The organism is Bacillus sp. FJAT-27001 (assembly GCF_019039175.1).
Taxonomy (GTDB): Bacteria; Bacillota; Bacilli; order Bacillales; family Bacillaceae; genus Bacillus; species Bacillus velezensis.
In genome coordinates this window covers 378,538-405,387 of record NZ_JAHOAA010000001.1, presented here as the reverse complement: position 1 = coordinate 405,387, position 26,850 = coordinate 378,538, and the positions used below count along the sequence as shown (strand labels likewise).

General features: G+C 45.7%; 31 protein-coding genes. All 31 read left to right on the top strand.

The genetic code is table 11. The features are described 5' to 3' along the window. Positions 1 to 15: 15 nt before the first annotated feature. Positions 16 to 1,323: an FADH(2)-oxidizing methylenetetrahydrofolate--tRNA-(uracil(54)-C(5))-methyltransferase TrmFO gene (gene trmFO, locus BGM27_RS01385; RefSeq protein WP_012117550.1), complete on the top strand. Its 1,308-nt coding sequence runs from the start codon at positions 16 to 18 to the stop codon at positions 1,321 to 1,323. Positions 1,324 to 1,392: 69 nt separating this feature from the next. After that, positions 1,393 to 2,310, top strand: coding sequence for a tyrosine recombinase XerC (gene xerC / locus BGM27_RS01380; protein WP_007409774.1), 918 nt, complete (start codon positions 1,393 to 1,395; stop codon positions 2,308 to 2,310). A gap of 15 nt (positions 2,311 to 2,325) precedes the next feature. Beyond that, positions 2,326 to 2,871: an ATP-dependent protease subunit HslV gene (gene hslV, locus BGM27_RS01375; protein WP_003154267.1), complete on the top strand. Its 546-nt coding sequence runs from the start codon at positions 2,326 to 2,328 to the stop codon at positions 2,869 to 2,871. Between the two features lie 16 nt (positions 2,872 to 2,887). Next, positions 2,888 to 4,291: an ATP-dependent protease ATPase subunit HslU gene (gene hslU, locus BGM27_RS01370; protein WP_007409775.1), complete on the top strand. Its 1,404-nt coding sequence runs from the start codon at positions 2,888 to 2,890 to the stop codon at positions 4,289 to 4,291. 37 nt (positions 4,292 to 4,328) lie between these two features. Continuing rightward, positions 4,329 to 5,108, top strand: coding sequence for a GTP-sensing pleiotropic transcriptional regulator CodY (gene codY, locus BGM27_RS01365; RefSeq protein WP_003154263.1), 780 nt, complete (start codon positions 4,329 to 4,331; stop codon positions 5,106 to 5,108). Positions 5,109 to 5,461: 353 nt separating this feature from the next. Then, entirely contained in the window at positions 5,462 to 5,851 is a 390-nt protein-coding gene (flgB, locus tag BGM27_RS01360) for a flagellar basal body rod protein FlgB (protein WP_003154260.1), read from the top strand. Then, positions 5,851 to 6,303 (top strand): flagellar basal body rod protein FlgC, encoded by a 453-nt coding sequence (gene flgC / locus BGM27_RS01355; protein WP_007409776.1) that lies wholly within the window; start codon positions 5,851 to 5,853, stop codon positions 6,301 to 6,303. Before flgB ends, flgC begins: the two co-directional genes overlap by 1 nt. 10 nt (positions 6,304 to 6,313) lie before the next feature. Beyond that, entirely contained in the window at positions 6,314 to 6,634 is a 321-nt protein-coding gene (fliE, locus tag BGM27_RS01350; protein WP_007409777.1) for a flagellar hook-basal body complex protein FliE, read from the top strand. Between the two features lie 42 nt (positions 6,635 to 6,676). After that, positions 6,677 to 8,287, top strand: a complete 1,611-nt coding sequence (gene fliF, locus BGM27_RS01345) for a flagellar basal-body MS-ring/collar protein FliF (RefSeq protein WP_007409778.1) — start codon at positions 6,677 to 6,679, stop codon at positions 8,285 to 8,287. A gap of 12 nt (positions 8,288 to 8,299) precedes the next feature. Further along, a complete protein-coding gene (gene fliG, locus BGM27_RS01340; protein ID WP_003154256.1) occupies positions 8,300 to 9,316 on the top strand; it encodes a flagellar motor switch protein FliG in 1,017 nt (338 codons plus the stop codon). Continuing rightward, positions 9,309 to 10,064 carry a flagellar assembly protein FliH gene (gene fliH, locus BGM27_RS01335; protein ID WP_007409779.1) on the top strand — a complete coding sequence of 252 codons (756 nt, stop codon included), beginning with the start codon at positions 9,309 to 9,311 and terminating at the stop codon, positions 10,062 to 10,064. The genes fliG and fliH overlap by 8 nt, the downstream gene beginning before the upstream one ends. Further along, positions 10,061 to 11,377, top strand: a complete 1,317-nt coding sequence (gene fliI, locus BGM27_RS01330) for a flagellar protein export ATPase FliI (protein WP_003154254.1) — start codon at positions 10,061 to 10,063, stop codon at positions 11,375 to 11,377. The genes fliH and fliI overlap by 4 nt, the downstream gene beginning before the upstream one ends. A 5-nt stretch (positions 11,378 to 11,382) precedes the next feature. Then, positions 11,383 to 11,826: a flagellar export protein FliJ gene (fliJ, locus tag BGM27_RS01325; RefSeq protein WP_003154253.1), complete on the top strand. Its 444-nt coding sequence runs from the start codon at positions 11,383 to 11,385 to the stop codon at positions 11,824 to 11,826. Positions 11,827 to 11,837: 11 nt separating this feature from the next. Further along, on the top strand, positions 11,838 to 12,452 hold the full coding sequence (locus BGM27_RS01320) for a MotE family protein (RefSeq protein WP_007409780.1): 615 nt from the start codon (positions 11,838 to 11,840) through the stop codon (positions 12,450 to 12,452). A gap of 6 nt (positions 12,453 to 12,458) precedes the next feature. After that, positions 12,459 to 13,802, top strand: coding sequence for a flagellar hook-length control protein FliK (locus BGM27_RS01315; protein ID WP_007409781.1), 1,344 nt, complete (start codon positions 12,459 to 12,461; stop codon positions 13,800 to 13,802). After that, positions 13,803 to 14,243 carry a flagellar hook assembly protein FlgD gene (gene flgD / locus BGM27_RS01310; protein ID WP_007409782.1) on the top strand — a complete coding sequence of 147 codons (441 nt, stop codon included), beginning with the start codon at positions 13,803 to 13,805 and terminating at the stop codon, positions 14,241 to 14,243. 24 nt (positions 14,244 to 14,267) lie between these two features. Then, entirely contained in the window at positions 14,268 to 15,044 is a 777-nt protein-coding gene (flgG, locus tag BGM27_RS01305) for a flagellar basal body rod protein FlgG (RefSeq protein WP_007409783.1), read from the top strand. A 39-nt stretch (positions 15,045 to 15,083) separates the two neighbouring features. Further along, positions 15,084 to 15,299 (top strand): swarming motility protein SwrD, encoded by a 216-nt coding sequence (swrD, locus tag BGM27_RS01300; RefSeq protein ID WP_003154243.1) that lies wholly within the window; start codon positions 15,084 to 15,086, stop codon positions 15,297 to 15,299. Continuing rightward, entirely contained in the window at positions 15,296 to 15,715 is a 420-nt protein-coding gene (fliL, locus tag BGM27_RS01295) for a flagellar basal body-associated protein FliL (RefSeq protein WP_007409784.1), read from the top strand. The genes swrD and fliL overlap by 4 nt, the downstream gene beginning before the upstream one ends. 33 nt (positions 15,716 to 15,748) lie before the next feature. Continuing rightward, a complete protein-coding gene (gene fliM / locus BGM27_RS01290; protein WP_003154240.1) occupies positions 15,749 to 16,747 on the top strand; it encodes a flagellar motor switch protein FliM in 999 nt (332 codons plus the stop codon). Beyond that, complete coding sequence (fliY, locus tag BGM27_RS01285) at positions 16,737 to 17,873, top strand: flagellar motor switch phosphatase FliY (protein WP_007409785.1); 1,137 nt, start codon at positions 16,737 to 16,739, stop codon at positions 17,871 to 17,873. The genes fliM and fliY overlap by 11 nt, the downstream gene beginning before the upstream one ends. Positions 17,874 to 17,899: 26 nt before the next feature. After that, positions 17,900 to 18,262, top strand: a complete 363-nt coding sequence (gene cheY, locus BGM27_RS01280) for a chemotaxis protein CheY (protein ID WP_003154238.1) — start codon at positions 17,900 to 17,902, stop codon at positions 18,260 to 18,262. Between the two features lie 14 nt (positions 18,263 to 18,276). After that, positions 18,277 to 18,930 (top strand): flagella biosynthesis regulatory protein FliZ, encoded by a 654-nt coding sequence (fliZ, locus tag BGM27_RS01275; RefSeq protein WP_003154237.1) that lies wholly within the window; start codon positions 18,277 to 18,279, stop codon positions 18,928 to 18,930. Next, entirely contained in the window at positions 18,923 to 19,588 is a 666-nt protein-coding gene (fliP, locus tag BGM27_RS01270) for a flagellar type III secretion system pore protein FliP (protein WP_007409786.1), read from the top strand. Before fliZ ends, fliP begins: the two co-directional genes overlap by 8 nt. Before the next feature lie 14 nt (positions 19,589 to 19,602). Then, positions 19,603 to 19,872: a flagellar biosynthesis protein FliQ gene (gene fliQ / locus BGM27_RS01265; RefSeq protein WP_003154234.1), complete on the top strand. Its 270-nt coding sequence runs from the start codon at positions 19,603 to 19,605 to the stop codon at positions 19,870 to 19,872. Positions 19,873 to 19,878: 6 nt separating this feature from the next. Further along, positions 19,879 to 20,658, top strand: a complete 780-nt coding sequence (gene fliR / locus BGM27_RS01260; RefSeq protein WP_003154233.1) for a flagellar biosynthetic protein FliR — start codon at positions 19,879 to 19,881, stop codon at positions 20,656 to 20,658. Continuing rightward, complete coding sequence (flhB, locus tag BGM27_RS01255; protein WP_007409787.1) at positions 20,658 to 21,737, top strand: flagellar biosynthesis protein FlhB; 1,080 nt, start codon at positions 20,658 to 20,660, stop codon at positions 21,735 to 21,737. The genes fliR and flhB overlap by 1 nt, the downstream gene beginning before the upstream one ends. A 33-nt stretch (positions 21,738 to 21,770) precedes the next feature. Next, positions 21,771 to 23,804 (top strand): flagellar biosynthesis protein FlhA, encoded by a 2,034-nt coding sequence (flhA, locus tag BGM27_RS01250; protein ID WP_007409788.1) that lies wholly within the window; start codon positions 21,771 to 21,773, stop codon positions 23,802 to 23,804. Continuing rightward, entirely contained in the window at positions 23,804 to 24,895 is a 1,092-nt protein-coding gene (gene flhF / locus BGM27_RS01245; protein ID WP_007409789.1) for a flagellar biosynthesis GTPase FlhF, read from the top strand. Before flhA ends, flhF begins: the two co-directional genes overlap by 1 nt. Then, positions 24,892 to 25,785, top strand: coding sequence for a MinD/ParA family protein (locus BGM27_RS01240; RefSeq protein WP_007409790.1), 894 nt, complete (start codon positions 24,892 to 24,894; stop codon positions 25,783 to 25,785). Before flhF ends, BGM27_RS01240 begins: the two co-directional genes overlap by 4 nt. Beyond that, positions 25,782 to 26,849, top strand: coding sequence for a protein-glutamate methylesterase/protein-glutamine glutaminase (locus tag BGM27_RS01235; RefSeq protein ID WP_007409791.1), 1,068 nt, complete (start codon positions 25,782 to 25,784; stop codon positions 26,847 to 26,849). Before BGM27_RS01240 ends, BGM27_RS01235 begins: the two co-directional genes overlap by 4 nt. Position 26,850 lies beyond the last annotated feature (1 nt).

The following is a 26,850-nucleotide window of genomic DNA, read 5'->3' as shown; positions in this document are numbered from 1 at the left end:
AGGAGATGAAAAGAAATGAACCAGCAAACAGTTAATGTAATCGGAGCAGGCCTTGCCGGAAGTGAAGCGGCATGGCAGCTTGCAAAACGAGGAATTCAAGTGAAACTATATGAAATGCGGCCCGTCAGGCAGACGGCAGCCCATCATACTGATAAATTCGCCGAACTGGTATGCAGCAACTCCCTCCGTTCAAATACACTCGCCAATGCGGTAGGCGTATTAAAAGAAGAAATGCGGGCCCTTGACTCGGCAATCATTCAATCTGCTGATAAATGCTCGGTTCCGGCCGGGGGAGCGCTTGCCGTTGACCGTCATGAATTTGCGCAAAGCGTGACGGATCTCGTGAAAAACCATCCGAACGTAACGGTTCTTACTGAGGAAGTAACAGAGATTCCGGAAGGCCCGACTGTTATCGCGACCGGACCGCTTACGTCAGAATCGCTTTCACAGCAGCTGAAAGAGCTCACGGGAGAAGAGTATCTGTATTTTTATGACGCGGCGGCGCCGATTGTCGAAAAAGACAGCCTCGATATGGAGAAAGTGTACTTAAAATCCCGTTATGACAAGGGAGAAGCGGCGTACTTAAACTGCCCGATGACAGAGGAAGAGTTCGACCGTTTCTATGAAGCATTGACGACGGCTGAGACGGTACCTTTAAAAGAATTCGAGAAAGAAATCTTCTTTGAAGGCTGCATGCCGATTGAAGTCATGGCGAAAAGAGGCAAGAAAACAATGCTGTTCGGACCGATGAAACCGGTCGGACTGGAAGATCCGAAAACAGGCAAGCGCCCTTATGCAGTCGTTCAGCTCAGACAGGATGATGCGGCGGGAACGCTTTATAATATTGTAGGTTTTCAGACACATTTAAAATGGGGAGACCAAAAAGAAGTGCTTAAACTGATCCCCGGTCTTGAAAATGTTGATATCGTCAGATACGGCGTCATGCACAGAAACACATTTATCAACTCGCCGAGCCTTTTGAACCCGACATATCAATTTAAACAGCGGAACGATCTGTTTTTCGCGGGCCAAATGACCGGCGTAGAGGGTTATGTTGAATCTGCCGCTTCAGGTCTTGTAGCGGGAATCAATGCCGCCAAACTTGTGCTCGGTCAGGATCTTGTGACATTCCCGCAGGAGACGGCGATCGGAAGCATGGCTCACTACATTACGACGACAAATCAGAAGAACTTCCAGCCGATGAATGCAAACTTCGGCCTCTTAAAAGAATTGCCTGTAAAAATTAAAAACAAAAAAGAACGAAATGAAGAATACGCTAAACGCGCAATTGAGACTATTCAAACTATTTCGAAAACGATATAGCTTTTCATTGCAACTTCGATGCATTATATGATACCATTTAAAAGCCCTTCGGAGAGGGAGGTCTTCATAATGACTGAGAATGTTAACTTTTTTTTAAAGTTATTCGTTGAATATTTACAAATTGAAAAAAATTATTCACAATATACTATTGTGAATTATGTTAATTCGATTGAAGAATTTGGGATGTTTCTGCATGCTCAAAATATAAATGGAATGAAAGAAGCTGCATATCATGATGTGAGAATATTTTTGACGGAGGCTTATGAAAAAGGCCTGTCAAGAAAAACAATCAGCAAGAAAATTTCAGCTTTGAGAAGCTTCTATAAATTTTTAATGAGGGAAAAGCTTGTTGAAGAGAATCCGTTTCAGCTTGTTCATCTGCCGAAACAAGAGAAACGGATTCCGAAGTTTCTTTATGAAAAAGAACTTGAGGAACTATTCGCTGTTTCAGACAGAAGTCAGCCGTCAGGGATGCGCGATCAGGCCCTGCTTGAGCTTCTTTATGCGACCGGAATGAGGGTCAGTGAGTGCTGTACGCTCACTGTCGGCGATCTTGACCTGTTCATGGATACGGTGCTCGTTCACGGGAAAGGCAAGAAGCAGCGCTATATCCCGTTCGGCTCATATGCCCGTGATGCGCTGGAGCTGTATATCAACAGCGGAAGGCAGTGCCTGCTTGAAAAAGCAAAAGAGCCTCATGATGTGCTGTTTGTCAATCAAAGAGGCGGCCCGCTGACCGCCAGAGGAATCCGGTATATTTTAAGCGGGCTTGTAAAAAAAGCATCCGGCACTTTACATATACACCCGCATATGCTTCGGCACACGTTTGCGACTCATCTGCTGAATGAAGGGGCTGATTTAAGAAGCGTCCAGGAGCTTTTGGGCCATTCCAATCTGTCTTCTACGCAGATTTACACGCATGTATCGAAGGAAATGCTGAGAAACACATATATGTCCCACCACCCGAGAGCTTTTAAAGAAAATTAAAAGGAGGCCCTTCTCATGTCATCTTTTCATGCGACAACGATTTTTGCCGTCCAGCATAACGGGAAAAGCGCTATGTCAGGAGACGGCCAGGTCACATTCGGTCAGGCTGTAGTCATGAAACATACCGCGAGAAAAGTGAGAAAGCTGTTTAACGGAAAGGTTCTGGCCGGATTTGCGGGATCTGTTGCAGACGCTTTCACACTTTTTGAAATGTTTGAGGCGAAGCTTGAAGAATACAACGGCAATTTAAAACGTGCGTCGGTTGAGCTTGCGAAAGAATGGCGCAGCGATAAAGTGCTGCGCAAGCTGGAAGCCATGCTGATTGTCATGAACCAGGATACCTTGCTTCTCGTATCGGGAACAGGTGAAGTGATTGAGCCGGATGACGGCATTTTGGCAATCGGCTCCGGCGGAAACTACGCCCTGTCAGCAGGAAGAGCGCTGAAAACCTATGCCGGAGAGAATCTGTCCGCCAAAGATATTGCAAAAGCCGCTTTGAAAATCGCGGGCGAGATTTGTGTGTACACAAACGATCAGATCATTTTGGAAGAACTTGAATAGAAAGGACTTGAGGCGCATGGAAAACAAACCGTTAACACCGAGACAAATCGTAGATCGGTTGGATCAATACATTGTAGGACAGCAGGATGCGAAAAAAGCTGTCGCCGTGGCATTAAGAAACCGCTATCGCAGAAGTCTTCTTGATGAAAAACTGAGAGACGAGATCGTTCCCAAAAACATCCTGATGATGGGCCCGACCGGGGTGGGGAAAACAGAGATCGCCAGACGGATCGCCAAGCTTACCGGTGCGCCATTTATAAAAATTGAAGCGACAAAATTTACAGAAGTCGGCTATGTAGGCAGAGATGTCGAATCAATGGTCAGAGACCTCGTTGAGACATCCGTGCGGCTCATTAAAGAAGAAAAAATCAGCGAAGTGAAAGAACAGGCTGAAGAAAATGCAAACAAACGTATAGTGCGGCTTCTCGTTCCTGGAAAGAAAAAACAAGCGGGTGTGAAAAATCCGTTTGAAATGCTTTTCGGAGGAAACCAGGCGGCAAATGATGATGAAGCCGACCAGCAGGAAGAAGCAAGCCTTGAAGAGAAAAGAAAGCGCATGGCGCATCAGCTCGCATTGGGAGAGCTCGAAGACCATTACGTCTCCGTAGAGGTGGAAGAGCAGCAGCCGTCGATGTTTGACATGCTGCAAGGCTCCGGGATGGAGCAGATGGGCATGAATATGCAGGATGCGCTGAGCAACCTGGTGCCAAAAAAGAAAAAACGCCGCAAAATGACGGTCAGAGAAGCAAGGAAGGTTCTGACCAATGAAGAGGCAGGCAAATTAATCGATATGGATGAAGTCGGCCAAGAGGCCGTGTTAAGAGCTGAAGAGGGCGGCATTATCTTCATTGACGAAATAGATAAAATCGCAAAAAACGGAGGGGCTTCTTCCTCAGCAGATGTATCGAGAGAAGGCGTTCAAAGAGATATCCTTCCGATTGTCGAAGGATCTACCGTCGTCACGAAATACGGCTCCGTCAAAACAGATCACGTGCTGTTTATCGCAGCCGGGGCATTCCATATGGCCAAACCGTCTGATCTGATTCCGGAGCTGCAGGGCCGCTTTCCGATTCGTGTAGAATTGAGCAAGCTGACGGTAGATGATTTTGTGAAAATTCTCGTCGAACCCGATAACGCGCTGTTAAAACAATATCAGGCTTTATTGCAGACAGAAGGTATATCTCTTGAATTTTCTGACGAAGCTATTCGTAAGATCGCCGAAGTGGCTTATCATGTGAATCAGGATACGGACAACATCGGAGCGAGAAGGCTTCACACGATATTGGAACGTCTCTTGGAAGACCTGTCGTTTGAAGCGCCGGACGTGACGATGGAAAAAGTAGCCATCACGCCGCAATACGTTGAAGAAAAGCTCGGAACGATTGCAAACAACAAAGATCTAAGTCAATTTATATTGTGAAAATTTAATAAGAGGAATTCTAGGAGGATTATTTATCATGGCTTTACTACAAAAAACACGAATTATTAACAGCATGCTGCAGGCTGCGGCAGGCAAACCCGTAAACTTTAAAGAAATGGCTGAAACGCTTCGTGACGTCATTGATTCTAATATTTTCGTCGTCAGCCGCAGAGGAAAGCTTTTGGGCTACTCTATTAATCAGCAGATTGAAAATGACCGCATGAAAAAAATGCTTGAAGACCGCCAGTTCCCGGAAGAGTACACGAGAAATCTGTTCAATGTTCCGGAGACGTCTTCAAACCTTGATATCAACAGCGAATACACGGCGTTTCCTGTAGAAAACAGAGACCTGTTCCAAGCGGGCTTAACAACGATCGTGCCGATCATCGGCGGAGGAGAGAGACTGGGCACGCTCATTCTGTCCCGTCTGCAGGATCAATTTGAAGATGATGATCTCATTCTTGCTGAATACGGAGCAACCGTTGTAGGAATGGAGATTTTAAGAGAAAAAGCGGAAGAAATCGAAGAAGAGGCGCGAAGCAAAGCGGTTGTTCAAATGGCGATCAGTTCTCTGTCTTACAGTGAACTTGAAGCGATTGAGCATATCTTTGAAGAGCTTGACGGAAACGAAGGCTTGCTTGTGGCAAGTAAGATTGCCGACCGTGTCGGCATTACGCGTTCAGTAATCGTTAATGCGCTGAGAAAGCTGGAAAGCGCAGGTGTCATTGAATCCAGATCACTAGGAATGAAGGGGACGTACATTAAAGTTCTGAACAACAAATTCCTTATTGAATTGGAAAACCTTAAATCTCATTAAGACAAAAGCAGGATCCCTAAAAATGGGGGTCCTGCTTTTTTTATGGACAATAGGTGAAAAGTTGCAGTTTAAAGTTGCTTATTGGAATCTGATCTGAGATAATCCATCTTGCTGTGTGAAAATAAGGGGAAGATACAGAAATTCGGCTATTTTCAGTCTTATATTAATCAAATATTTGTAGTCCAAATACTCTAGGACTTTATACCTATGTGTAAAATGGATACAAATGAGTACTTTTTTTTAGCCTAACTTCATAGACTTTAAGCCTGTTATTTCTTACAATAAGCATATGGTTTTACAATTCTCGACAAGGATTTTTAGGAGAAAAATATCTGAAATGGAGGTAAGTGGATTTGGACTTATTTTCTGGAACTATACAAAATCTTGAGAATGCCTTGGGGAGAGCGGACATTAAGCAAAAAGTCTTAACTAATAACATCGCCAATATAGATACACCGAACTATAAGGCAAAAAAAGTCTCTTTCCGAAATTTGTTAGATCAGGAAACATCCAATCTTGAGGCGGTAAAAACCGACTATCGGCACGTTGACTTTACGGGTTCAGGGGACGATTATTCTATCGTGTCCAGCAGTGATACATCGTACCAGCAAAACGGAAACAATGTCGATATCGACAAAGAAATGACAGATTTAGCCGAAAACCAAATTAATTATCAGGCTTTGGTTGAAAGAATGAGCGGCAAATTCAATTCTCTGAAAACCGTCTTGACAGGAGGAAAATAATGAGTGGCTTTCAAAGCTTAAATATTTCGGGTTCCGCTTTAACTGCACAGCGTGTCCGGATGGACGTCGTATCGTCCAACCTGGCCAATATGGATACAACGAGAGCGAAGCAGGTAAATGGTGAATGGGTGCCTTACAGAAGAAAGCTGGTATCTCTCCAATCCGGAGGCGAATCATTTTCGTCCCTTTTACATTCCAAGATGAACGGAACAGGAAGCGCGGGAAGTGGCGTAAAGGTATCTGGTGTTACGGAAGACCCGTCCGCTTTTAATCTCGTTTATGATCCGGAGAATCCTGATGCGAATAAAGACGGATATGTACAAAAACCAAATGTAGATCCATTAAAGGAAATGGTGGATCTTGTCAGCAGCTCGAGATCATATGAAGCAAACGTAACTGCATTAAACGCCTCCAAAGGCATGCTTTTGAAGGCGTTAGAAATCGGAAAGTAAGGTGATGTAAGTGGTTAACGCTATTACTCCTTTTCAGCTTCAACAAACCCAAAATACTCAAAACGTAACGAATCAATTAAACCAAACTCAAAAAACTGATTCTTCAAACCAAACAAGCTTTTCGGAGCTTTTAAAAAACTCTATTGATTCGTTAAATGAGTCACAAGTGAAATCTGACCAAATAACGAACGAACTGGCTGCAGGAAAGGATGTAAACCTTGACGAGGTCATGATCGCTGCCCAAAAAGCAAATATTTCTCTGACGGCCGCTACCGAATTCCGCAATAAAGCCGTGGAAGCCTATCAGGAAATCATGAGAATGCAGATGTAGTGGTCAGATTGAAGAGAATGACTGGAATGACCGGGGGTTAACATGAATCGTACTCTAATGCAAATGAAAACCAAAACGGCAGCGTTTTGGAACAACAGATCAAAAACACAGAAGATACTCATGGTAAGCGGCTTGGCCGCATTCATTATTTTACTCATCGTCGTTATTATTTTTACTTCGTCTGAAAAGATGGTGCCTCTTTATAAAGATTTGTCCGCGGAAGAAGCGGGGAAGATTAAAGAAGAGCTCGATACGAAAAAGGTGTCTTCTGAACTTGCTGACGGCGGCACGGTCATTAAGGTTCCTGAGAGCCAAGTGGATTCGCTTAAAGTCCAGCTTGCCGCGGAAGGTCTGCCGAAAACGGGATCAATTGATTATTCGTTTTTCGGACAAAATGCGGGCTTCGGCCTGACGGATAATGAGTTTGACGTTTTAAAGGTTGAGGCGACTCAGACCGAATTGTCAAACCTGATAAATGAAATGGACGGTATTAAAAGCTCGAAGGTCATGATCAACATGCCGAAAGAAGCCGTGTTCGTCGGTGAAGATCAGCCGGCAGCGTCCGCTTCAATCGTTTTGCAGATGAAACCGGGCTACTCGCTTGATCAAAACCAGATCAACGGGCTGTACCATCTCGTTTCTAAAAGTGTTCCGAACTTAAAAGAAGATAATATCGTCATAATGGATCAAAATTCTACATATTATGACAAAAGTGACAGCGGTGCAGGGTCCGTTTCTGACAGTTATGCTTCTCAGCAAGGTATTAAGTCGCAGGTCGAAAAGGACATTCAAAAACATGTTCAGTCACTGCTCGGCACAATGATGGGGCAGGATAAGGTCGTTGTTTCCGTGACGGCGGATGTTGACTTCACGAAGGAAAAACGCACTGAAGACACTGTCGAACCTGTCGATAAAGATAACATGGAAGGCATAGCGGTAAGCGCCGAAAAAGTTGCGGAAACGTATAAAGGCGACGGCGCGGCCAACGGCGGCACGGCCGGAACGGGAAGCAATGACACCGCGAACTATGCCGAGACAAACGGCGGTTCAAACAGCGGGGACTACGAAAAAAGCAGCAATAAAATCAACTATGAAGTCAACCGCATTCATAAAGAAATCGCTGAAAGCCCGTATAAAGTGCGTGATTTAGGCATTCAGGTCATGGTGGAGCCGCCTAATCCGAAAAATGCCGCTTCCTTATCAGCACAGAGACAGGCTGATATACAGAAGATTTTAGGAACGGTCGTCAGAACGTCTCTTGATAAAAACGAAACGCAAAATCAAAACCTGACAGACAATGATATCAATAATAAAATCGTTGTATCCGTTCAGCCGTTTGACGGAAAAACAAGCCTGAACACAGATTCGGCACAATCTTCAGGTCTTCCGATCTGGGTATACATTACAGGCGGCGTACTGCTTGCGGCCATTATTCTGCTTATTATTCTCCTCATCAGAAAGAAACGCTCACAAGAGGATGAATACGAAGAATATGAATATGAAACACCACTGGAGCCGGTTCGATTGCCTGATATCAACGAAGAGAAAATTGAAACGGAAGAAACAGTCAGACGAAAACAGCTTGAAAAAATGGCTAAAGAAAAACCGGAAGACTTTGCCAAATTGCTTCGAAGCTGGCTGGACGAGGATTAGGGGGAGTGGAAAATGGCGAAACGTGATCAGAACAAGCTTACAGGAAAACAAAAAGCAGCCATCCTCATGATTTCCTTAGGCCTTGATGTATCAGCTTCTGTGTACAAGCATTTGTCTGAAGAAGAAATTGAAAGATTGACACTCGAGATTTCGGGGGTCAGAAGCGTCGATCATCAAAGAAAAGATGAAATCATTGAAGAATTTCATAATATCGCAATCGCTCAGGACTATATTTCACAAGGCGGTTTAAATTACGCCCGCCAAGTGCTTGAAAAAGCGCTCGGAGAAGACAAAGCGGTAAGCATTTTAAACAGGCTCACCTCTTCTTTGCAGGTAAAGCCGTTTGATTTCGCGAGAAAAGCGGAGCCCGAACAGATTTTAAATTTCATTCAGCAGGAACATCCGCAAACGATGGCGCTGATTTTATCCTACCTTGACCCGGTGCAGGCCGGACAGATTTTGTCTGAGCTGAACCCGGACGTTCAGGCTGAGGTGGCAAGAAGGATTGCGGTTATGGACAGAACGTCTCCTGAAATCATAAATGAAGTGGAGCGGGTCCTTGAACAAAAGCTGTCCTCCTCCTTTACGCAGGATTATACGCAGACCGGCGGCATAGAAGCCGTTGTTGAAGTGTTAAACGGCGTAGACAGAGGAACGGAAAAAACGATCCTTGATTCATTGGAAATCCAAGATCCTGAATTGGCGGATGAAATCAAAAAACGGATGTTTGTCTTTGAAGATATTGTCACCCTTGATAACCGTGCGATTCAGCGCGTGATCAGAGATGTTGAAAACGACGACCTCCTGCTTTCATTGAAGGTTGCGAGCGAGGAAGTCAAAGAGATCGTCTTCAGCAATATGTCACAGCGTATGGTTGAAACGTTTAAAGAGGAAATGGAAATTATGGGGCCTGTGCGTTTGCGTGATGTAGAAGAGGCGCAATCAAGAATCGTGGGCGTCGTCCGCAAGCTGGAAGAAGCCGGAGAAATTGTAATCGCGCGAGGCGGAGGAGATGATATTATTGTCTAATATCATTAAACAGCAATCACCATTTTCTCCTGAACAAAAACGGCGCAAGCTTTCCTTGCAGGAAGTCAGGAAATCACATTCCCATCCAGACCGGGAGGAACCCGAAAATCCGGAGGCTCTCATGGCCTTTGCCAAGGCCGAAGCCGACAGGGTGTCTGAAGAAGCGAAAAATCAATTAGAGCACACTCTTCTGCAGATTGAAGAAGAGAAAAACCGCTGGGCGGAAGAAAAACAAAGATTGATAGAAGAAGCAAAGGCAGAAGGATATAAAGAAGGCATGGCATTGGGAAAAGCCGAGGCTCAAGCTGAATACGCCAATCTCATCAGCCGGGCCAATGCCGTTATGGAAATGGCGAGACAGTCAGTCGAGGAAAAACTGGAAAGCGCTGAGGAAGAGATTATTGAGCTTTCCGTTGCGCTCGCTAAAAAAGTATGGCGGCAAAAAAGTGATGATAAAGAGGCTTTCCTTCTGCTGGTCAAACAGGTAGTAGCCGAAGTAAAAGATTATGATGACATCTCCATCTATGTGGACCCTGAATATTATGAGACGGTTCATCAGCATATGGACGAAATTCAGCAGCTGTTATACAAAGAATGCAGATTAAGCTTATATGCCGATGAAAAAGCCGCGAAGGGAACGTGCTCGATAGAAACTCCGTTCGGACGTGTTGATGCAGGCATAGACACCCAGCTGATGCAATTAAAGCAAAAGCTTTTAACGGCGCTTGAGGCGGGAGCGGAGCAATGAAGACACAGTATTTAATAGACTCAATTGAAACAGCGGATCCGTACAAACGCTACGGCAAGGTTAAACGGGTCATCGGGCTGATGATTGAATCAAAAGGGCCCGAAAGCTCAATCGGAGATGTTTGTCTCATTTATCCGAAAGGCCATGCGAAAAAAGCGATTAAAGCTGAGGTTGTAGGCTTCCAGGATGAAAACATTCTGCTAATGCCTTATCTGGAAGCGGCCAGCATCGCGCCGGGCAGCATTGTGGAGGCCACTGGCGAGTCGCTCCGCATCAAAGTAGGCGCGGGTTTAATCGGACAAGTTGTCGACGCGTTCGGCGAACCTCTTGACGGCCGGGCGCTTCCGAAAGGTTTGTCCCCCGTTTCGACGGAACAGCCGCCGCCAAACCCGATGAAACGCCCGCCGATACGGGAAAAGATGGGTGTCGGCGTCAGATCGATTGACAGTCTGCTGACGGTAGGAAAAGGGCAGAGAATCGGGATTTTTGCCGGAAGCGGAGTCGGAAAAAGCACCCTGATGGGAATGATCGCGAAGCAGACTGAAGCTGATTTAAACATTATCGCACTCGTCGGTGAACGGGGGCGCGAGGTGCGTGAATTCATCGAGAAGGATTTAGGCGAAGAAGGCCTGAAACGCTCGATAGTCGTAGTCGCGACCTCTGATCAGCCTGCCTTAATGCGTTTGAAAGCGGCGTATACGGCCACCGCCATTGCGGAGTACTTCCGCGATAAAGGCCGGAATGTGATGTTCATGATGGACTCCGTCACGAGGGTCGCGATGGCTCAGCGGGAAATCGGCCTGGCAGCGGGAGAACCGCCGACAACAAAAGGATATACACCTTCTGTGTTCGCTATTTTGCCCCGTTTGCTGGAAAGAACGGGCGCGAATGAACAAGGAACGATAACCGCTTTTTATACGGTTCTCGTAGACGGAGATGACATGAACGAACCGATTGCCGATACGGTGCGCGGAATATTAGACGGGCATATCGTTCTCGATCGGGCGCTTGCCAACAAAGGGCAGTTCCCGGCCGTGAACATCCTGAAAAGCATCAGCAGGGTCATGTCTAATATTTCAGACACAGCGCATATAGAGGCGGCCAACAAATTCCGCGATCTTCTGTCAACTTATCAAAACTCTGAAGATCTCATTAATATCGGAGCTTACAAAAGAGGGTCATCTAGAGAAATTGATGAAGCGATTCAGTTTTATCCGCAGCTTATTCAATTTTTAAAACAAGGAACGGAAGAACCTGCTCAATTGGAAGACAGCATTGCGGCATTGACGAGTCTGACAGGAAAAGAGGAATAAACATCGTGGCATACCAATTCAGATTTCAAAAGCTGCTGGAATTAAAAGAAAATGAAAAAGACCAAACATTGACTGAATACAGACAATCGGTTTCTGAATTTGAGACAGTGGCTGAAAAACTATATGAAAATATGAGCAAAAAAGAATTGCTCGAAAAAGACAAAGAATCAAAGCTGAAATGCGGGATGAGCGTTCAGGAAATGAGACATTATCAGCAATTCGTTTCCAATCTTGAGAACACCATCTATCATTATCAAAAGCTTGTCATCATGAAACGAAATGAAATGAATGAGAAGCAGGAACAGCTCACCGAAAAAAACATTGAAGTAAAGAAATTTGAAAAAATGCGGGAAAAACAATTTAATATGTTCGCACTTGAAGACAAAGCTGCAGAGATGAGGGAAATGGACGACATTTCAATCAAGCAGTTTATGATTCAGGGGCATTAGGAGCGAATGAAATGGCCGATAAAGAAAAGAGATCTGGAAAGTTCGGTTCAATCCTGCTTTTTATCATGATCCCGCTGATTTTTCTGATCATCGTCGCAAGCATCATCCTTTGGGCTGCCGGCGTTGATGTGATGAAGCCGATTCAGGAAACAGCCGCTAAAACGCCTGTTTTAAAAGAATTGGTTCCCGAAACGAAAGAAATGAAAAGCGCGGCGGAAAAGCAGAAGGAAGACAGAACGGCTTCTCTTGAAAAGACCATAAAGGAACAAAAAAGTGAAATTAACATTTTGAATAAAGATTTAGACACAAGCAAGTCCGAAATCGATAATCTGAATCAGAAAATCCGTTCACTGAAACAGGAAGCTGAACAGCAGCAGAAAACGAAGACGGATGAAACGAAAAAAGACGCTGCGGATTCAGCCGGAAAAGATAAAATGATCAACATCTATAAAAGTATGGACAGCGGTAAAGCGGCAAGCATTATCGTAAAGCTGAAAGAAAAAGAAGCCCTCGATATTTTAAACGGATTAAGTAAAAAGCAGCTTGCTGAAATCTTGACGAAAATGACTCCTGAACAAGCGGCTAAATATACAGAAAAACTATCCGCTGACGGAAATAAGGAGTGATGTAAGTTGAAGCTGCTTGAATTAACGGGTAATCGTACGCAGACTGTGCAAAACAGCAATGTGAAGATGAATGTAAACAGCTTAGGTCTATTTCAGAACTGGCTCCTGTCGGAAATCACTTCTCCCCGGCAGCCCGGAGATGAAACAAAAACAAGTGACGCAGAGCTGAATGATGCCCTATCGAAAATCGGTGATTGGCTGAAAGCCGGCCCGGAAGATAAAGAATTGCAGCTAAAACAGCTGCTTGAGGCGGTAAAAGCTCTTGAAGGAAAGCAGACGGCTGAAACAGCTCTTCCTTTATTGAAACAGCTTGCCGAATCTGTTGAAGACATGTTAGCGGGGAAAAAGCATGGGGCGAAGCCTGAAACGGATGAGCCGGATTCTTTCGCAAAAGACGGGGATTCCGTCAAGGATGCGCTTGAGAAGGGTCTGCTTTTCATTCAAGAAGCCGTATCCCAGCTCTTCACATCTCAGCAGGAACTGCCGGACAGCGCGCAGGCAAAGGCGGTTTACCAGGAAGGCGCCCGTTTATTAGAGGCATTGAAAAAACAAGGTGTCCCAGACCGCGTGATTCAAGACCTGCGGCAGACATTTTTTCCGAAAAACGAATCTGCATCTAAACTTTACTCCATGACAGCCGCTGAGCTGAAGAGCTTTCAAAGCGTCGCGGAGCAGCTTGCGGGCCTTTCTCAAAAGGGAACAAAGGAATGGGATATGGCTGAAACTGAGCTGAAAGCTTTTGTGTTATCTCAATCATCTGAATCATCCCAAGAGTCAGCCGGAAAAACAGAACAGCAAAACGGCGGCACGGTTTCTCACGCAAAGGCGCCTGACAGCAAATTGTCTGCACATATACTGTTTTCGGGAACGAGAAGCCTTGCCGGCATTCAGCAAACGTCCGCAGGAGCTGAACAGCAGCCGGCAGAAAATAAACCGTTAACGGATCAGGTCATCAGCGGCTGGAAACAGATGAAATACACGCCTTTCGGGAAAACAACCGGAAGCTTTACGATTCGTCTTAATCCCGAGAACCTCGGATTTGTCACAATTAAGGTGACAAACGAAAACGGGATGTTTCAAAGCAAAATAATCGCATCCAGCCAGTCCGCGAAAGAGCTGCTGGAACAGCATCTTCCTCAGCTGAAACAGTCGCTTCCGAATATGTCGGTCCAGGTCGACCGTTTTACAGTCCCGCTTCAAAGCGGGGATCAGCAGCCTGTTTACGGGCAGACGGCCGATCACAATAAACAGCAGCATCAGGGACAGAGAGAGCAGAAGAACCAGCAGCAGTCAGGCGATTTCGGAGATATGCTGGAGGAGCTTTCTCTCAATGAAATGGAGGAAGAATAGTTGACATCAGTAAACTCAGATTATGCCGCGGCGGGCGCTTCAACCACTTCAAGCGCGAAGAGCACCTCCGCAGTAAACAGCAGCACGAATTTAGGGAAAGACGAATTTCTGAAGATCTTAATGACGCAGGTTCAAAACCAGGACCCGCTCAATCCGGTTGATGACAAAGAATTTATCAGCCAGATGGCGACATTTTCTTCATTGGAGCAAATGATGAATATGAATACGACGATGACTAAATTTGTAGAAAATCAAGATCCGTTTACGATGTATGTGAACTGGATCGGCAAAAATGTCACATTCAGCGACAGCGACGGGAAGGATCAGACAAGCCCAGTCAATTCAGTCAAGCATTCAAACGGCAATTACGTGCTCGTGCTTGAAAATGGCAAAGAGGTCAGTCCGTGGAATGTCACGGCCGTCAGCGAAACATCTAAATAATAAGAAACTCAGGGGGAATTTAACATGTTACGTTCATTATATTCCGGTATCAGCGGCATGAAAAACTTTCAGACAAAACTAGATGTAATCGGCAATAACATCGCCAACGTCAACACAGTGGGATTTAAGAAAAGCCGCGTTACATTTAAAGATATGATCAGCCAGACAGTCGCCGGCGGTTCAAACGTGACCAATTCAAAACAAATCGGCTTAGGTGCCGCGACTTCTTCCATTGATGTCGTTCATTCAACCGGCGCCCCGCAGGCTACACAGAATAAAACCGACCTAGCCATTGACGGAGACGGCTACTTTCAGATTAATACAGGTGCGGGAATTGTTTACACACGTGCGGGGAATTTCGGAAAGGACAATCAAGGGAACCTTGTTACGACTGACGGATACTATCTTGAAAAAATCGGCGGCGGCAAAATCAATATTCCGACTGATGCGAAAGATTACAGCATCGGTGCAGACGGAACCGTTACATACACTGATGCAGGGGATGAGGTTCATGATGCCGGACAAATCGGTCTGGTCACGTTCCCTAACAGCGCCGGTCTGGAAAAAATCGGAGGAAACCTTTACAGAGAATCATTAAGTTCAGGAGCTGCAAGCGCAGTCACCACTCCGGGCGAAAACGGAACGGGTAAGCTTTTGGCAGGCTATCTTGAAATGTCAAATGTAGATCTGACAGATGAATTTACCGAAATGATCGTTGCTCAGCGCGGTTTCCAATCAAACTCAAAAATCATTACGACTTCAGATGAAATCCTTCAGGAGCTGGTTAATCTGAAACGGTAAGGAGGGAGGAGAGGCGGTTAGGCCGCTTCTCCGGATTGCATGATTCAAGTCACCCGTTTAAACGGCCAGCCTTTTACGCTGAACGCGCTGTTTATCGAACAGATTGAGTGCTTCCCCGACACGACGATTACACTGTCCAACGGCAAAAAGTTCGTAGTGAAAGAACCGGAAGAAGCAGTTCTCAAAAAAGTCATATCGTTTTACCATAGCATACAAATATTTTCACTGGATCAGGGAATAGAGGAAGAAGAATGAAGAAAAAATTAGTCATCATTTTGCTGATTATTTTAATTGTCATCGCCGGCCTCGGAACGGCAGCATATTTTGTCGTCAGCGGACATTCCGGCAAAGACAAAAAGCCGACAATTGACGAAGTCGTTGCAGCCACTGTGTCTGTCGACGATATTACGACAAACTTAAAGTCTGACAGCATCATCCGTATCGGCATCAAGCTTGAAACCGACTCGGCTAAAGCGAAGGAAGAACTTGAAAAACGCGATTTTCAGGTGAAAGACAACATCATTTCCATTTTAGCCGGCACAAGCGCCGGAGAGATTGAGGGAGATAAAGGAAGAGAAGCGTTTAAACAATCATTAAAAGAGAAAGTAAACAGCTATCTCCAGGAAGGAAAAGTTCAGAAAGTGTACATTACCTCCTTTAATCTGCAATAAAAACAAATTTGACAGAATACGGAGGTGAAGAAAATGTCAGGAGAAGTTCTCTCCCAAAATGAAATAGACGCACTGCTTTCCGCCATTTCCACGGGTGAGGCGGATGCGGAAGAGCTGAAAAAGGAAGTTAAAGAGAAAAAAGTAAAGGTATATGATTTTAAACGGGCTCTCAGATTCTCGAAAGATCAGATACGCAGTTTAACCCGGATACATGATAACTTTGCGAGGCTTCTCACAACACACTTTTCCGCCAAGCTCAGAACGTATATTCATATATCCGTCAGCTCAGTTGACCAGGTGCCGTATGAAGAATTTATCCGTTCCATACCGAACATGACGATTTTAAATTTATTCGATGTTCATCCGATGGAAGGCAGAATCATGATGGAGGTTAATCCCACCATCGCATACGCAATGCTTGACCGCGTCATGGGAGGCATCGGCATCACTCATAACAAAGCTGACAGCCTTACGGAAATTGAAACGAATATTATTTCTAACTTATTTGAAAATGCACTGGGCAACTACAAAGAAGCGTGGCAATCGATTGCTGATATTGACCCTGAAATGACTGAATTTGAAGTGAATCCTCAGTTTGTACAGATGGTTTCCCCAAATGAAACAGTCGTTGTCATTTCTCTCAATACGCAGATAGGTGAAATCAGCGGTGTCATTAATCTTTGTATTCCCCATGTCGTACTTGAGCCGATTATCCCTAAGCTTTCCGTACATTATTGGATGCAATCAGACCGGAATGAAGCGAAGCCCGAAGAAACGAAGTTGCTTGAAAAGCGCATCATGACGGCTCAAATTCCCGTTGTGGCTCTCTTGGGCGCTTCTGAACTGACAATAGAAGAATTTTTAAGTTTGGAAGTCGGGGACTGTATAACTCTGGACAAATCAGTGACTGATCCTCTTACTGTATTGGTCGGAAACAAACCGAAGTTTTTAGGGCAGGCCGGCCGGGTGAATCGAAGACAGGCAGTGCAAATTTTAGATCACGACATAAGAGGTGAACAAGATGAACAATAGATTATCTCAAGATGAAATCGATGCTCTTCTTAACGGCACAAACAGTCAATCAGAGGATACAGAACAGCCTCAAGGGGCGAACTTGTCTGAACTTGAGCGCGATGCCATCGGAGAAATCGGGAATATTTCGTTCGGCAGCTCGGCTACGGCGCTGTCCACTCTTTTAAATCAAAAAGTGGACATTACGACGCCGAGTGTGACCGTCATTTCAAAAAGCAAAATCAGTGATGAATTTCCTCATCCGTATGTGGCCATTGAAGTGAACTACACAGAAGGCTTTGACGGCAGCAATTTGCTCGTCGTCGAACAAAGCGACGCGGCTATCATCGCGGATTTGATGATCGGCGGGGACGGCCGGGGCGCCGATCCGTCACTCGGTGAAATCCACCTGAGCGCCGTGCAGGAAGCAATGAATCAAATGATGGGCTCGGCTGCTACGTCAATGTCGACCGTGTTCAGTAAAAAGATTGACATTTCTCCGCCAAGGGTTGAACTTCTGGATGTGACGGAAGAAAAAGGGACCGACAGAATACCTGAGGATGACCTGCTCGTAAAAGTGTCATTCCGTCTGAAAGTCGGCGAATTAATCGATTCGAGCATCATGCAGCTTTATCCGATTACGTTTGCGAAAGATCTGATCGCAGACCTGATGACTGCAGACCAGCATGAGTCAGAGGCCGCAGAAACCGTATCAGAACCACAGGAAACATACGAAACGCCGCAGCCGGAACCTGCCATGCAGCCGGAGCCGCAGGCAAAACCCGAGCTTCCGAAGAGACAGGGAACCGCAAAAAAAGCTGCTCCTGTTCAAGTCGCTCCGGTAGAATTCCAGGCATTTGATCATAACGAAGCGGCGCAAGGATCAAGGAATAACCTTGATATGCTGATGGATATTCCGCTTTCCGTTACGGTTGAGCTCGGCAGAACGAAGAGAAGCGTCAAAGAAATCCTTGAACTTTCTGCGGGAAGCATTATTGAGCTTGACAAGCTGGCTGGTGAACCTGTTGACATTCTGGTCAACCAGCGGATCGTGGCAAAGGGCGAGGTCGTTGTCATAGAAGAAAACTTCGGCGTGAGAGTCACTGATATTTTAAGTCAGGCAGACCGCCTTAACAATTTAAAATAAGCGAACATAGAGGAGAGAAACAGATTATGGCACACAGAATTTTAATTGTAGACGATGCAGCATTTATGAGAATGATGATCAAAGATATTTTAGTGAAGAACGGTTTTGACGTTGTAGCTGAAGCTTCAGACGGAGCGCAGGCAGTCGAAAAATTCAAAGAGCATTCCCCCGACCTTGTGACAATGGATATTACAATGCCTGAAATGGACGGGATTACAGCTTTAAAGGAAATTAAACAAATCGATCCGCAGGCGAAAATCATCATGTGTTCGGCTATGGGCCAGCAGTCAATGGTTATTGACGCGATTCAAGCTGGCGCAAAAGACTTTATCGTGAAACCGTTCCAAGCGGACCGCGTGCTTGAAGCTATTAATAAAACATTAAGCTAAAGGGTGTACGACTGTTGAAAAAGAGTCATGGTTTACTAGCTTTGATTTGTTGTTTCGTTTTACTCAATGTACATCCGTTCCCTGCTTTTGCGGCGGAGTCTGACAATTCCACCGTCAACGAATGGTTTGACAAACAATCAACAAACAAAACAGAGAAAAAAAGCGATACATCGAAACAAACGGCTGATCAAGAGATAGGGGATGCTTCTGCATCTTCTGTCTCCGCTTTTGATTTTGTAAAGATGATTGGGGCGTTATTATTCGTCATTCTGCTGATCTATGGATTTGTCAAACTGATGAATAGAAGAAACCGTCTGCTGAAGCCGTTTCAATATGTAGAAAATATCGGCGGAACGTCAGTCGGCCAAAACCGTTCCGTGCAGCTGATTAAAGTGGGAAACAGCGTTCTCGTAGTCGGTGTGGGCGAAACGATACAGCTTTTAAAAGAAATTGAAGATGAAAAAGAGCGCGAGGCGATTCTGAGCCAATACGAAGAGTCGATGTCTTCAAAAGTGGAATGGACCAAGCTCGTAAATCCGCGTAAGGATGGAGAAAAAAAGCCGCAAACGATGCTTCCGTCGTTTTCAAAAGCGCTGAAAGAACAGCTGAACGAGCTGAAACAAAGCCGTTCTGAAGGAAAGAAGAAAGGCCCTTATCATCATGAATGAATTTATTAATCTTTTTAATTCAAGCAGTCCGACCGAAGTCAGCTCCACTGTTAAATTACTGCTGCTTTTGACTGTCTTTTCAGTAGCGCCGGGGATTCTGATTTTGATGACCTGCTTTACGAGAATCGTCATCGTCCTGTCTTTTGTAAGAACCTCACTGGCGACGCAGAACATGCCTCCCAACCAGGTTTTAATCGGCCTTGCGCTGTTTTTGACGTTTTTTATTATGGCGCCGACTTTTTCAGAGATTAATAAGGAAGCCTTAACGCCGCTGATGGACAATAAAATCAGTCTCGATGAAGCATATACAAAAGCCGAGAAGCCGATTAAAGAGTATATGAGCAAGCATACAAGGCAGAAGGATCTGGCGCTGTTTATGAACTATGCCAAAATGAAAAAACCTGAATCGATTCAGGATATTCCTTTGACGACGATGGTGCCCGCTTATGCGATATCAGAACTCAAAACCGCTTTTCAAATGGGCTTTATGATTTTTATTCCGTTTTTAATTATCGATATGGTCGTGGCGAGCGTCTTAATGTCAATGGGAATGATGATGCTACCGCCGGTTATGATCTCTCTGCCCTTTAAAATATTGCTTTTCGTTTTGGTCGATGGATGGTATTTAATCGTGAAATCTTTGCTTGACAGCTTTTAGGGTAGGTGCTAATTGTGAGTTCAGAATTTGTAATTTCCATGGCGGAAAAAGCCGTATATGTAACACTAATGATCAGCGGGCCGCTGCTTGCGATCGCGCTGATTGTCGGTTTGCTCGTCAGTATCTTTCAAGCGACAACTCAAATCCAGGAACAGACGCTTGCGTTCATTCCGAAAATCGTGGCAGTGATGCTTGGACTGATCTTTTTCGGTCCTTGGATGCTGTCGACGATTCTTTCGTTCACAACTGATCTGTTTTCTCATCTGAACCGATTTGCAGGGTAGAATCAAATGAATTCCATCATTGATTTATTTCCCGCTTTTTTATTGGTCTTTATCAGAATCTCTGCTTTTTTTGTAACGGTGCCGGTGTTCGGACATCGGAATCTGCCGGCGGTTCACCGAATCGGCTTTGCTTTTTTTCTTTCGGTGATCTGCTTCAGCACGCTGAAACATGCGCCGGAAATAGAAATAGGGGAACAGTATATGCTGCTTGTCATAAAAGAGGCCGTTGTGGGCTTGAGCCTCGGGCTGATCGCTTTCATGATGATGACAGCCATTCAGATAGCAGGTTCCTTTATTGATTTTCAGATGGGCTTTTCCATCGCCAATGTCATTGATCCGCAATCAGGAACGCAAAGCCCGCTGATCGGACAATTCGTTTATACGCTGGCGCTGTTATTTATGCTCAGCGTAAACGCCCATTATCTTTTATTGGACGGGATTTATTACAGCTTTCAGTATATCCCGCTTGATCAGGCATTTCCGTCGTTTGGAAATGATCACTTTGGACTTTTTATCGCAAAAAGCTTCAATGCCATGTTTATTATCGCTTTTCAAATGTCTGCGCCGGTTGTGGCCAGTCTGTTTTTAGTTGATTTGGCGCTCGGTATCGTGGCGAGAACGGTGCCGCAGCTGAATGTTTTCGTTGTCGGGCTTCCTCTGAAAATAGCCGTGAGCTTTATTATGCTGATCGTTTGTATGGCGGTGATGTTTGTCGTTGTCCGCAACATCTTCAGCCTTACCGTTGAAACCATGCGGAATCTATTGGCATTGGTCGGTGTGACATGATGAGGCTCAGACTGAATCTGCAATTCTTTGCCGGTGAAAAAACGGAGAAAGCCACGCCGAAAAAACGGAAGGATACAAGAAAGAAAGGACAGGTCGCGAAAAGTACGGATGTGAATACAGCCGTTTCTTTACTGATTATCTTTCTTTCGCTGATCGCGCTCGGTCCTTATATGCGGGACAGGCTGCTGTCCTTTATTAAAACGTTTTATACGAAATCGATATCTTTACATCTGTCAGCATCTGCCGTGCATGAACTGTTCGTGGATACGGTGAAAGATATCAGCCTCATTCTCGCGCCGATTATGCTGGTCGCGCTTGTGGCAGGTGTCGTGAGCAATTACATGCAGGTGGGTTTTCTGTTTTCTGCGGAAGTCCTCAAGCCTGACTTGAATAAGCTCAGCCCGCTGAAAGGATTTAAGCGGATTTACAGCATGAGGGCCATTGTTGAACTGGTCAAATCCATTTTGAAGATTACTGTGGTCGGTTTTGCCGCCTTTATGGTGCTCTGGCTGCATTATGGCGATATTCTCCGCCTTCCGCTTTTAACGCCTGCGGAAGTGCTCACTTTCGTTTCCAAGCTCACTCTTTGGATGGGGCTTGCGGGATCAGGGGCTTTAATGCTGCTGGCCGGGCTTGATTACTTATATCAGCGTTTTGATTATGAGAAAAATATCAGAATGTCAAAGCAGGATATAAAAGATGAATACAAAAAATCGGAGGGTGATCCGATAATCAAGTCCAAAATTAAGCAGAAGCAGCGGGAAATGGCGATGAGGCGGATGATGCAGGAAGTGCCGAAAGCGGATGTCATCATTACCAACCCGACCCATTATGCGATAGCTTTAAAATATGATGAAAAGAAAATGGACGCCCCTTACATTGTTGCCAAAGGGGTGGACCATCTCGCATTAAAAATCAGGCAGATCGCCAAAGAACACGATGTCATGACGATTGAAAACAGGCCGCTCGCGCGTGCGTTATATGATCAGGTTGACATTGACCAGGCCGTGCCGGAAGAGTTTTTCAAAGTCATTGCGGAAATTTTGGCTTATGTATATAAAACGAAACAAAAAGTATAGTGAATTTCAGATTCAAAAGGAGAGAAAAACAGCATGTCAACAAGAGATTTATCGGTTTTAATAAGTGTTGTCCTCATTGTGGCAATGCTGGTGATTCCATTCCCTCCATGGTTGTTAAGTATTTTGATCATCATTAATATCTCTCTTGCGTTGATCGTGCTTCTCACCACAATGAATATGCAAGAACCGCTGCAATTCTCGATATTCCCGTCATTGCTGCTGTTATTGACGCTGTTTCGGCTTTCGCTCAATGTGTCGACGACACGTTCGATTCTTTCTCACGGAGAAGGGGGAAAGGTTGTTGAGACATTCGGGAATTTCGTTGTCGGCGGAAATGTGCTGGTAGGGCTTGTTGTCTTCATTATCTTGATTATTATTCAGTTTATCGTCATTACAAAAGGCGCCGAGCGGGTATCGGAAGTGGCGGCGAGATTTACGCTCGATGCGATGCCCGGAAAGCAAATGAGTATTGACGCGGATTTAAATGCCGGCATGATTACGGAGCAGGATGCAAAGCACAGACGTGAAAAAGTCGCCCGGGAAGCGGATTTTTACGGCGCCATGGACGGTGCGAGCAAATTCGTCAAAGGGGATGCCATCGCGGGTATCATCATCGTGATGATCAATATTATTTTCGGAATCGTAATCGGCATGCTGCAGCAGGGGATGAGCATACAAGAAGCTGCGTCTCACTTTACAATGCTGACGGTCGGTGACGGTATCGTTTCTCAAATGCCGGCCTTACTCATTTCAACGGCTACGGGGATTGTCGTGACGAGAGCGGCATCTGAAGGAAACCTCGGTCATGATATTACAGGCCAGCTGTTTGCTTATCCGAAGCTCTTGTATGTAGCCGCGGGAACTGTACTCTTGCTCGGTCTTCTTACACCGATCGGCATTCTGCTGACGGGGCCGATCGCCGGTCTGCTTGCATTCGGCGCTTACATGCTGTCCAAAGCGGATAAGCCGAGCGAAGAAGAGGAAGAAATTCTTGAAGAAGAGGCTCAGGCGGATGAACTGAAAAGCCCGGAAAGCGTTGTGCAGCTTTTACATATTGATCCGATTGAATTTGAGTTCGGATACGGACTCGTGCCGCTTGCAGACGCGGGGCAGGGCGGTGATCTTCTTGACCGCATCGTCATGATCAGACGTCAGCTTGCGCTTGAATTGGGACTTGTTATTCCGGTTGTGCGCATCAGAGATAACATCGCGCTCCAGCCGAATGAATACAGATTGAAAATTAAAGGCAATGAAGTCGCTAAAGGAGAGCTCCTGCTGGATCATTACTTAGCGATGTCACCGACGCCTGAAGATGACGTCATTGAAGGAATTGAAACGATAGAGCCGTCGTTCGGACTTCCCGCAAAATGGATCAGCGAAGCTGCAAAAGATGAAGCGGACATGCTGGGGTATACAGTTGTTGATCCGGCGTCAGTCGTATCTACGCATATTACAGAAAAAATTAAGCAGCATGCCCATGAACTGGTCGGCAGACAGGAAACCAAGCAGCTGATCGATCATCTGAAGGAAAATTATCCTGTGCTTGTTGAGGAAGTCACGCCAAACCCTCTTTCTGTCGGCGATATTCAAAAGGTGCTTGCCAAATTGCTGAGAGAAAAAGTTTCAATCAGAAACTTGGTGACCATTTTTGAAACTCTTGCCGATTACGGAAGATTAACGACAGATTCAGACCTTTTGACAGAATACGCGAGACAGTCGCTTGCCAAACAAATCACGGCACAATATGCGAGAGAGCATGAAACGCTGAAGGTCATCACATGCTCAGGCCGGGTGGAAAAAGCGATTGCAGACGGGGTACAGCAGACTGAACAGGGCAATTACCTGTCACTCGACCCTGAGGTTTCAGACAGCATCATCCGTTCTGTCGCTAAAGAGGCCGAGCAGCTTTCCATCCGCCAGGAGTCGGCGATTCTTCTTTGTTCGCCTGCTGTCAGAATGTATGTAAAACAGCTGTTAGAACGGTATTTCCCTGATCTTCCGGTTCTTTCTTATAATGAGCTGGAAGCAAATGTTGAAGTACAGAGCATTGGAGTGGTGGATATTTAATGAAAATAAAAAAATTTACAGCCGCTTCAATGCAGGATGCCGCGAAGCAAATCAAAAAGGAACTCGGCAATGATGCCGTTATTTTACATTCCAAACAAGTAAAGAAACGAAAATGGCTGGGGCTGCGGTCGCAGCAGGCCGTCGAAGTGATAGCGGTTTTAGATCGTGACGTCAGGGAAGCGAGAAAAACGCCGCCGGCTGCCGCTGAAGAAATGAAAAAGACGAAAACGGCGGAGAAAGCTGAGCCTGTTCAGCCGCCGCGCCTTCCGGATCAAAGTATTTCCGGCGAACTGGCGCATTTTAAAGAAGTGTTCCCTGAACCATTAAAAAAAGCCGAGAGACTATTGAAGCAAGCCGGGCTTCCTGATCATACGCAAAACGCCGTACTCAGTGAATTGCTCCGTTCTTCAATTGTTTCCGGAGATTTAACTGAAGATAATGTCAGCTCCAAACTGCAGGATTTGTTAGTGAAAAAACTCCCTTCGGCAGACAGGTGGCAGGAAGGGATTCAATCAAAATACGTCGTGCTTTTCGGTTCAACCGGGGCCGGCAAAACGACTACACTTGCGAAACTCGCGGCCTCATCAATGCTGACAGAGCATAAAAAAATTGCCTTTATGACGACGGATACTTACCGGATTGCCGCAGTCGAGCAGCTGAAGACATATGCGGAGCTGCTTCAGGCTCCTCTTGAAGTATGCTATTCAAAGGAAGAATGTCTGAAGGCACTGGAAAAATTCGCTGAATATGACCATGTTTTCATTGATACAGCCGGTAGAAACTTTAAAGAAGAGCAGTATATTACGGAATTACAAGAGATGATTCCGTTTGAATCAGGCTTACAATCCTTTCTCGTATTATCGGCATCTGCAAAATATGACGATATGAAACAGGTGCTGAAACAGTTTTCAGGTGTGCCGGTCAATCAATTCATTTTCACGAAAACGGATGAAACCGCCTCACTCGGCTCCGTGTTTCAAGTGCTGTCGGAATCAAGAATCGGCGCCGCCTATTTGACAAATGGACAGGATGTGCCTGAAGACATCCTATCGGCTTCACCAAAAGAGTTTGTAAGGATGCTTTTGACATGAAACCCGATCAGGCAGAGTCATTAAGAAGGAAAATGAGAGAGCGGCAAATGATCAAGCCGGAGCTTTATGAGAAAAAAGCGAAGACATTAGCCGTCATCAGCGGTAAAGGCGGCGTCGGAAAATCTAATTTAACATTAAACATGGCAGTTGCCCTGCAGGAAAAAGGAAAAAAAGCACTCATCATTGATCTTGACATCGGAATGGGCAACATTGATGTGCTGATCGGCGCTGCTTCTTCCCGCACCATTATTGATGTGATGGAGAATCGGCACGCGTTGGCTCAATCACTTTCCTCCGGTCCGAAAGGCCTTCGCTACATATCCGGAGGAACGGGGCTTGAGGCGATCTATCAAGCAGATGGAGAGAAGTGGTCGGCTTTTATGAATGGTCTTTCCGCTGTATTAGGCGATTTTGATTACGTTCTGTTTGATATGGGAGCGGGACTTTCAAAAGAACAGCTGCCGTTTATTTTATCGGCGGAAGACATTCTCGCCGTGACAACGCCTGAGCCGACGGCCATTATGGATGCCTACAGCGCGATCAAACATCTCTTGCTCGCGGATGAACGGCTGACCGTAAACATTGCCGTCAATCGCGCCCGCGCCCAAAAACAGGCGCTGGACACGTACAACCGCCTTTCTCATGCGATTCACACGTTTTTAGGCGCGGAGGTGCGTTTCGCCGGCTCCATACCCGATGACCCGTTAGTAAGTCAAGCCGTCATTGACCAGGTGCCTTTTTTAATAAAAAGTCCTCAAGCAAAAGCCAGCAGGTCCGTCCGTCTTCTGACGGATGTCTTGTTTCAAACGGAAGAAAACAAACCAAGAGAAGAGAAACCGGCATTTATTGAGAGATTATCTTCTTTTTTATTGAGGAGGACTTTACAGTGATTCGTGTGCTTGTCGTTGATGACTCAGCTTTTATGAGAAAGATGATTACCGATTTTCTGGCTGCGGAAGTGCAGATAGAAGTCATCGGGACAGCCAGAAACGGGGAAGAGGCGCTGAAGAAAATAGAGCTTCTCAAACCGGATGTTGTCACGCTTGATATTGAAATGCCGGTCATGAACGGAACGGATACATTGCGGAAGATCATCAGCATATATAAACTTCCCGTCATCATGGTATCGAGCCAGACACAGCAAGGGAAGGACCGAACGATCAACTGCCTGGAAATGGGCGCTTTTGATTTTATCACCAAGCCTTCCGGAGCGATTTCACTTGATCTTTATAAAATTAAAGAGCAGCTGATTGAGAGGGTGATTGCAGCCGGGCTGTCCCGCGCACAAAAACCTGAGGCGGCAGTGAAAGAGTCTTCTATCCCGGAACGTCCGGCTTTGGCGGGATTTGAAAGACCGAAAGCAAAATCCGCCAAGCAGGCCGTATTCATCGCGACCTCTACAGGCGGACCGCGGGCTCTGCAAAAGGTGATTCCGAAACTGCCGAAGGATTTAAAGGCGCCTGTATTTGTCGTTCAGCACATGCCTGAAGGCTTCACCGCTTCACTTGCAGACAGACTCAACCATTTGTCAGATATTCAGGTCAAAGAAGCGGAAAACGGTGAAGAAGCGAAAGACGGATGGGTGTACATCGCGCCCGGCGGAAAAAATATGACGGTTGCAGAGGAAGGCGGAAGGCTCCGCATCATTCTTGACGTTCATGATACGGAAAGCCGGCATAAACCCTCGGCCGATTATTTGTTTCGGTCGGCAAGCCGCTTATCCGATTACGAAAAGGTAGCCGTCATTATGACCGGCATGGGCAGCGACGGAACCGAGGGCGTAAAAGAAATGCTCAGAACAGGCGGCGTTAAAACGATTGCGGAATCGGACGAATCCTGTGTTGTGTTCGGAATGCCGAAGTCAGCGATAAAGGCGGGCCTCATTCATGAGATTAAACATGTGGAAGATATCGCGGCATCCATCACCGGATGTGTGAAAAAAGAGAGGGTGTGAA

Bases quoted from the DNA above. Each gene is read 5' to 3' on its own strand.
- flgC (WP_007409776.1), top strand. From the start codon at position 5,851: ATGAGTGGCTTTCAAAGCTTAAATATTTCGGGTTCCGCTTTAACTGCA.
- fliL (WP_007409784.1), top strand. From the start codon at position 15,296: ATGAAGAAAAAATTAGTCATCATTTTGCTGATTATTTTAATTGTCATC.
- fliF (WP_007409778.1), top strand. From the start codon at position 6,677: ATGAATCGTACTCTAATGCAAATGAAAACCAAAACGGCAGCGTTTTGG.
- xerC (WP_007409774.1), top strand. From the start codon at position 1,393: ATGACTGAGAATGTTAACTTTTTTTTAAAGTTATTCGTTGAATATTTA.
- codY (WP_003154263.1), top strand. From the start codon at position 4,329: ATGGCTTTACTACAAAAAACACGAATTATTAACAGCATGCTGCAGGCT.
- flhB (WP_007409787.1), top strand. From the start codon at position 20,658: ATGAGGCTCAGACTGAATCTGCAATTCTTTGCCGGTGAAAAAACGGAG.
- flhF (WP_007409789.1), top strand. From the start codon at position 23,804: ATGAAAATAAAAAAATTTACAGCCGCTTCAATGCAGGATGCCGCGAAG.
- fliG (WP_003154256.1), top strand. From the start codon at position 8,300: ATGGCGAAACGTGATCAGAACAAGCTTACAGGAAAACAAAAAGCAGCC.
- fliP (WP_007409786.1), top strand. From the start codon at position 18,923: ATGAATGAATTTATTAATCTTTTTAATTCAAGCAGTCCGACCGAAGTC.
- fliI (WP_003154254.1), top strand. From the start codon at position 10,061: ATGAAGACACAGTATTTAATAGACTCAATTGAAACAGCGGATCCGTAC.
- hslV (WP_003154267.1), top strand. From the start codon at position 2,326: ATGTCATCTTTTCATGCGACAACGATTTTTGCCGTCCAGCATAACGGG.
- BGM27_RS01320 (WP_007409780.1), top strand. From the start codon at position 11,838: ATGGCCGATAAAGAAAAGAGATCTGGAAAGTTCGGTTCAATCCTGCTT.
- flgG (WP_007409783.1), top strand. From the start codon at position 14,268: ATGTTACGTTCATTATATTCCGGTATCAGCGGCATGAAAAACTTTCAG.
- hslU (WP_007409775.1), top strand. From the start codon at position 2,888: ATGGAAAACAAACCGTTAACACCGAGACAAATCGTAGATCGGTTGGAT.
- fliY (WP_007409785.1), top strand. From the start codon at position 16,737: ATGAACAATAGATTATCTCAAGATGAAATCGATGCTCTTCTTAACGGC.
- fliM (WP_003154240.1), top strand. From the start codon at position 15,749: ATGTCAGGAGAAGTTCTCTCCCAAAATGAAATAGACGCACTGCTTTCC.
- BGM27_RS01240 (WP_007409790.1), top strand. From the start codon at position 24,892: ATGAAACCCGATCAGGCAGAGTCATTAAGAAGGAAAATGAGAGAGCGG.
- cheY (WP_003154238.1), top strand. From the start codon at position 17,900: ATGGCACACAGAATTTTAATTGTAGACGATGCAGCATTTATGAGAATG.
- swrD (WP_003154243.1), top strand. From the start codon at position 15,084: ATGATTCAAGTCACCCGTTTAAACGGCCAGCCTTTTACGCTGAACGCG.
- trmFO (WP_012117550.1), top strand. From the start codon at position 16: ATGAACCAGCAAACAGTTAATGTAATCGGAGCAGGCCTTGCCGGAAGT.
- flhA (WP_007409788.1), top strand. From the start codon at position 21,771: ATGTCAACAAGAGATTTATCGGTTTTAATAAGTGTTGTCCTCATTGTG.
- fliR (WP_003154233.1), top strand. From the start codon at position 19,879: ATGAATTCCATCATTGATTTATTTCCCGCTTTTTTATTGGTCTTTATC.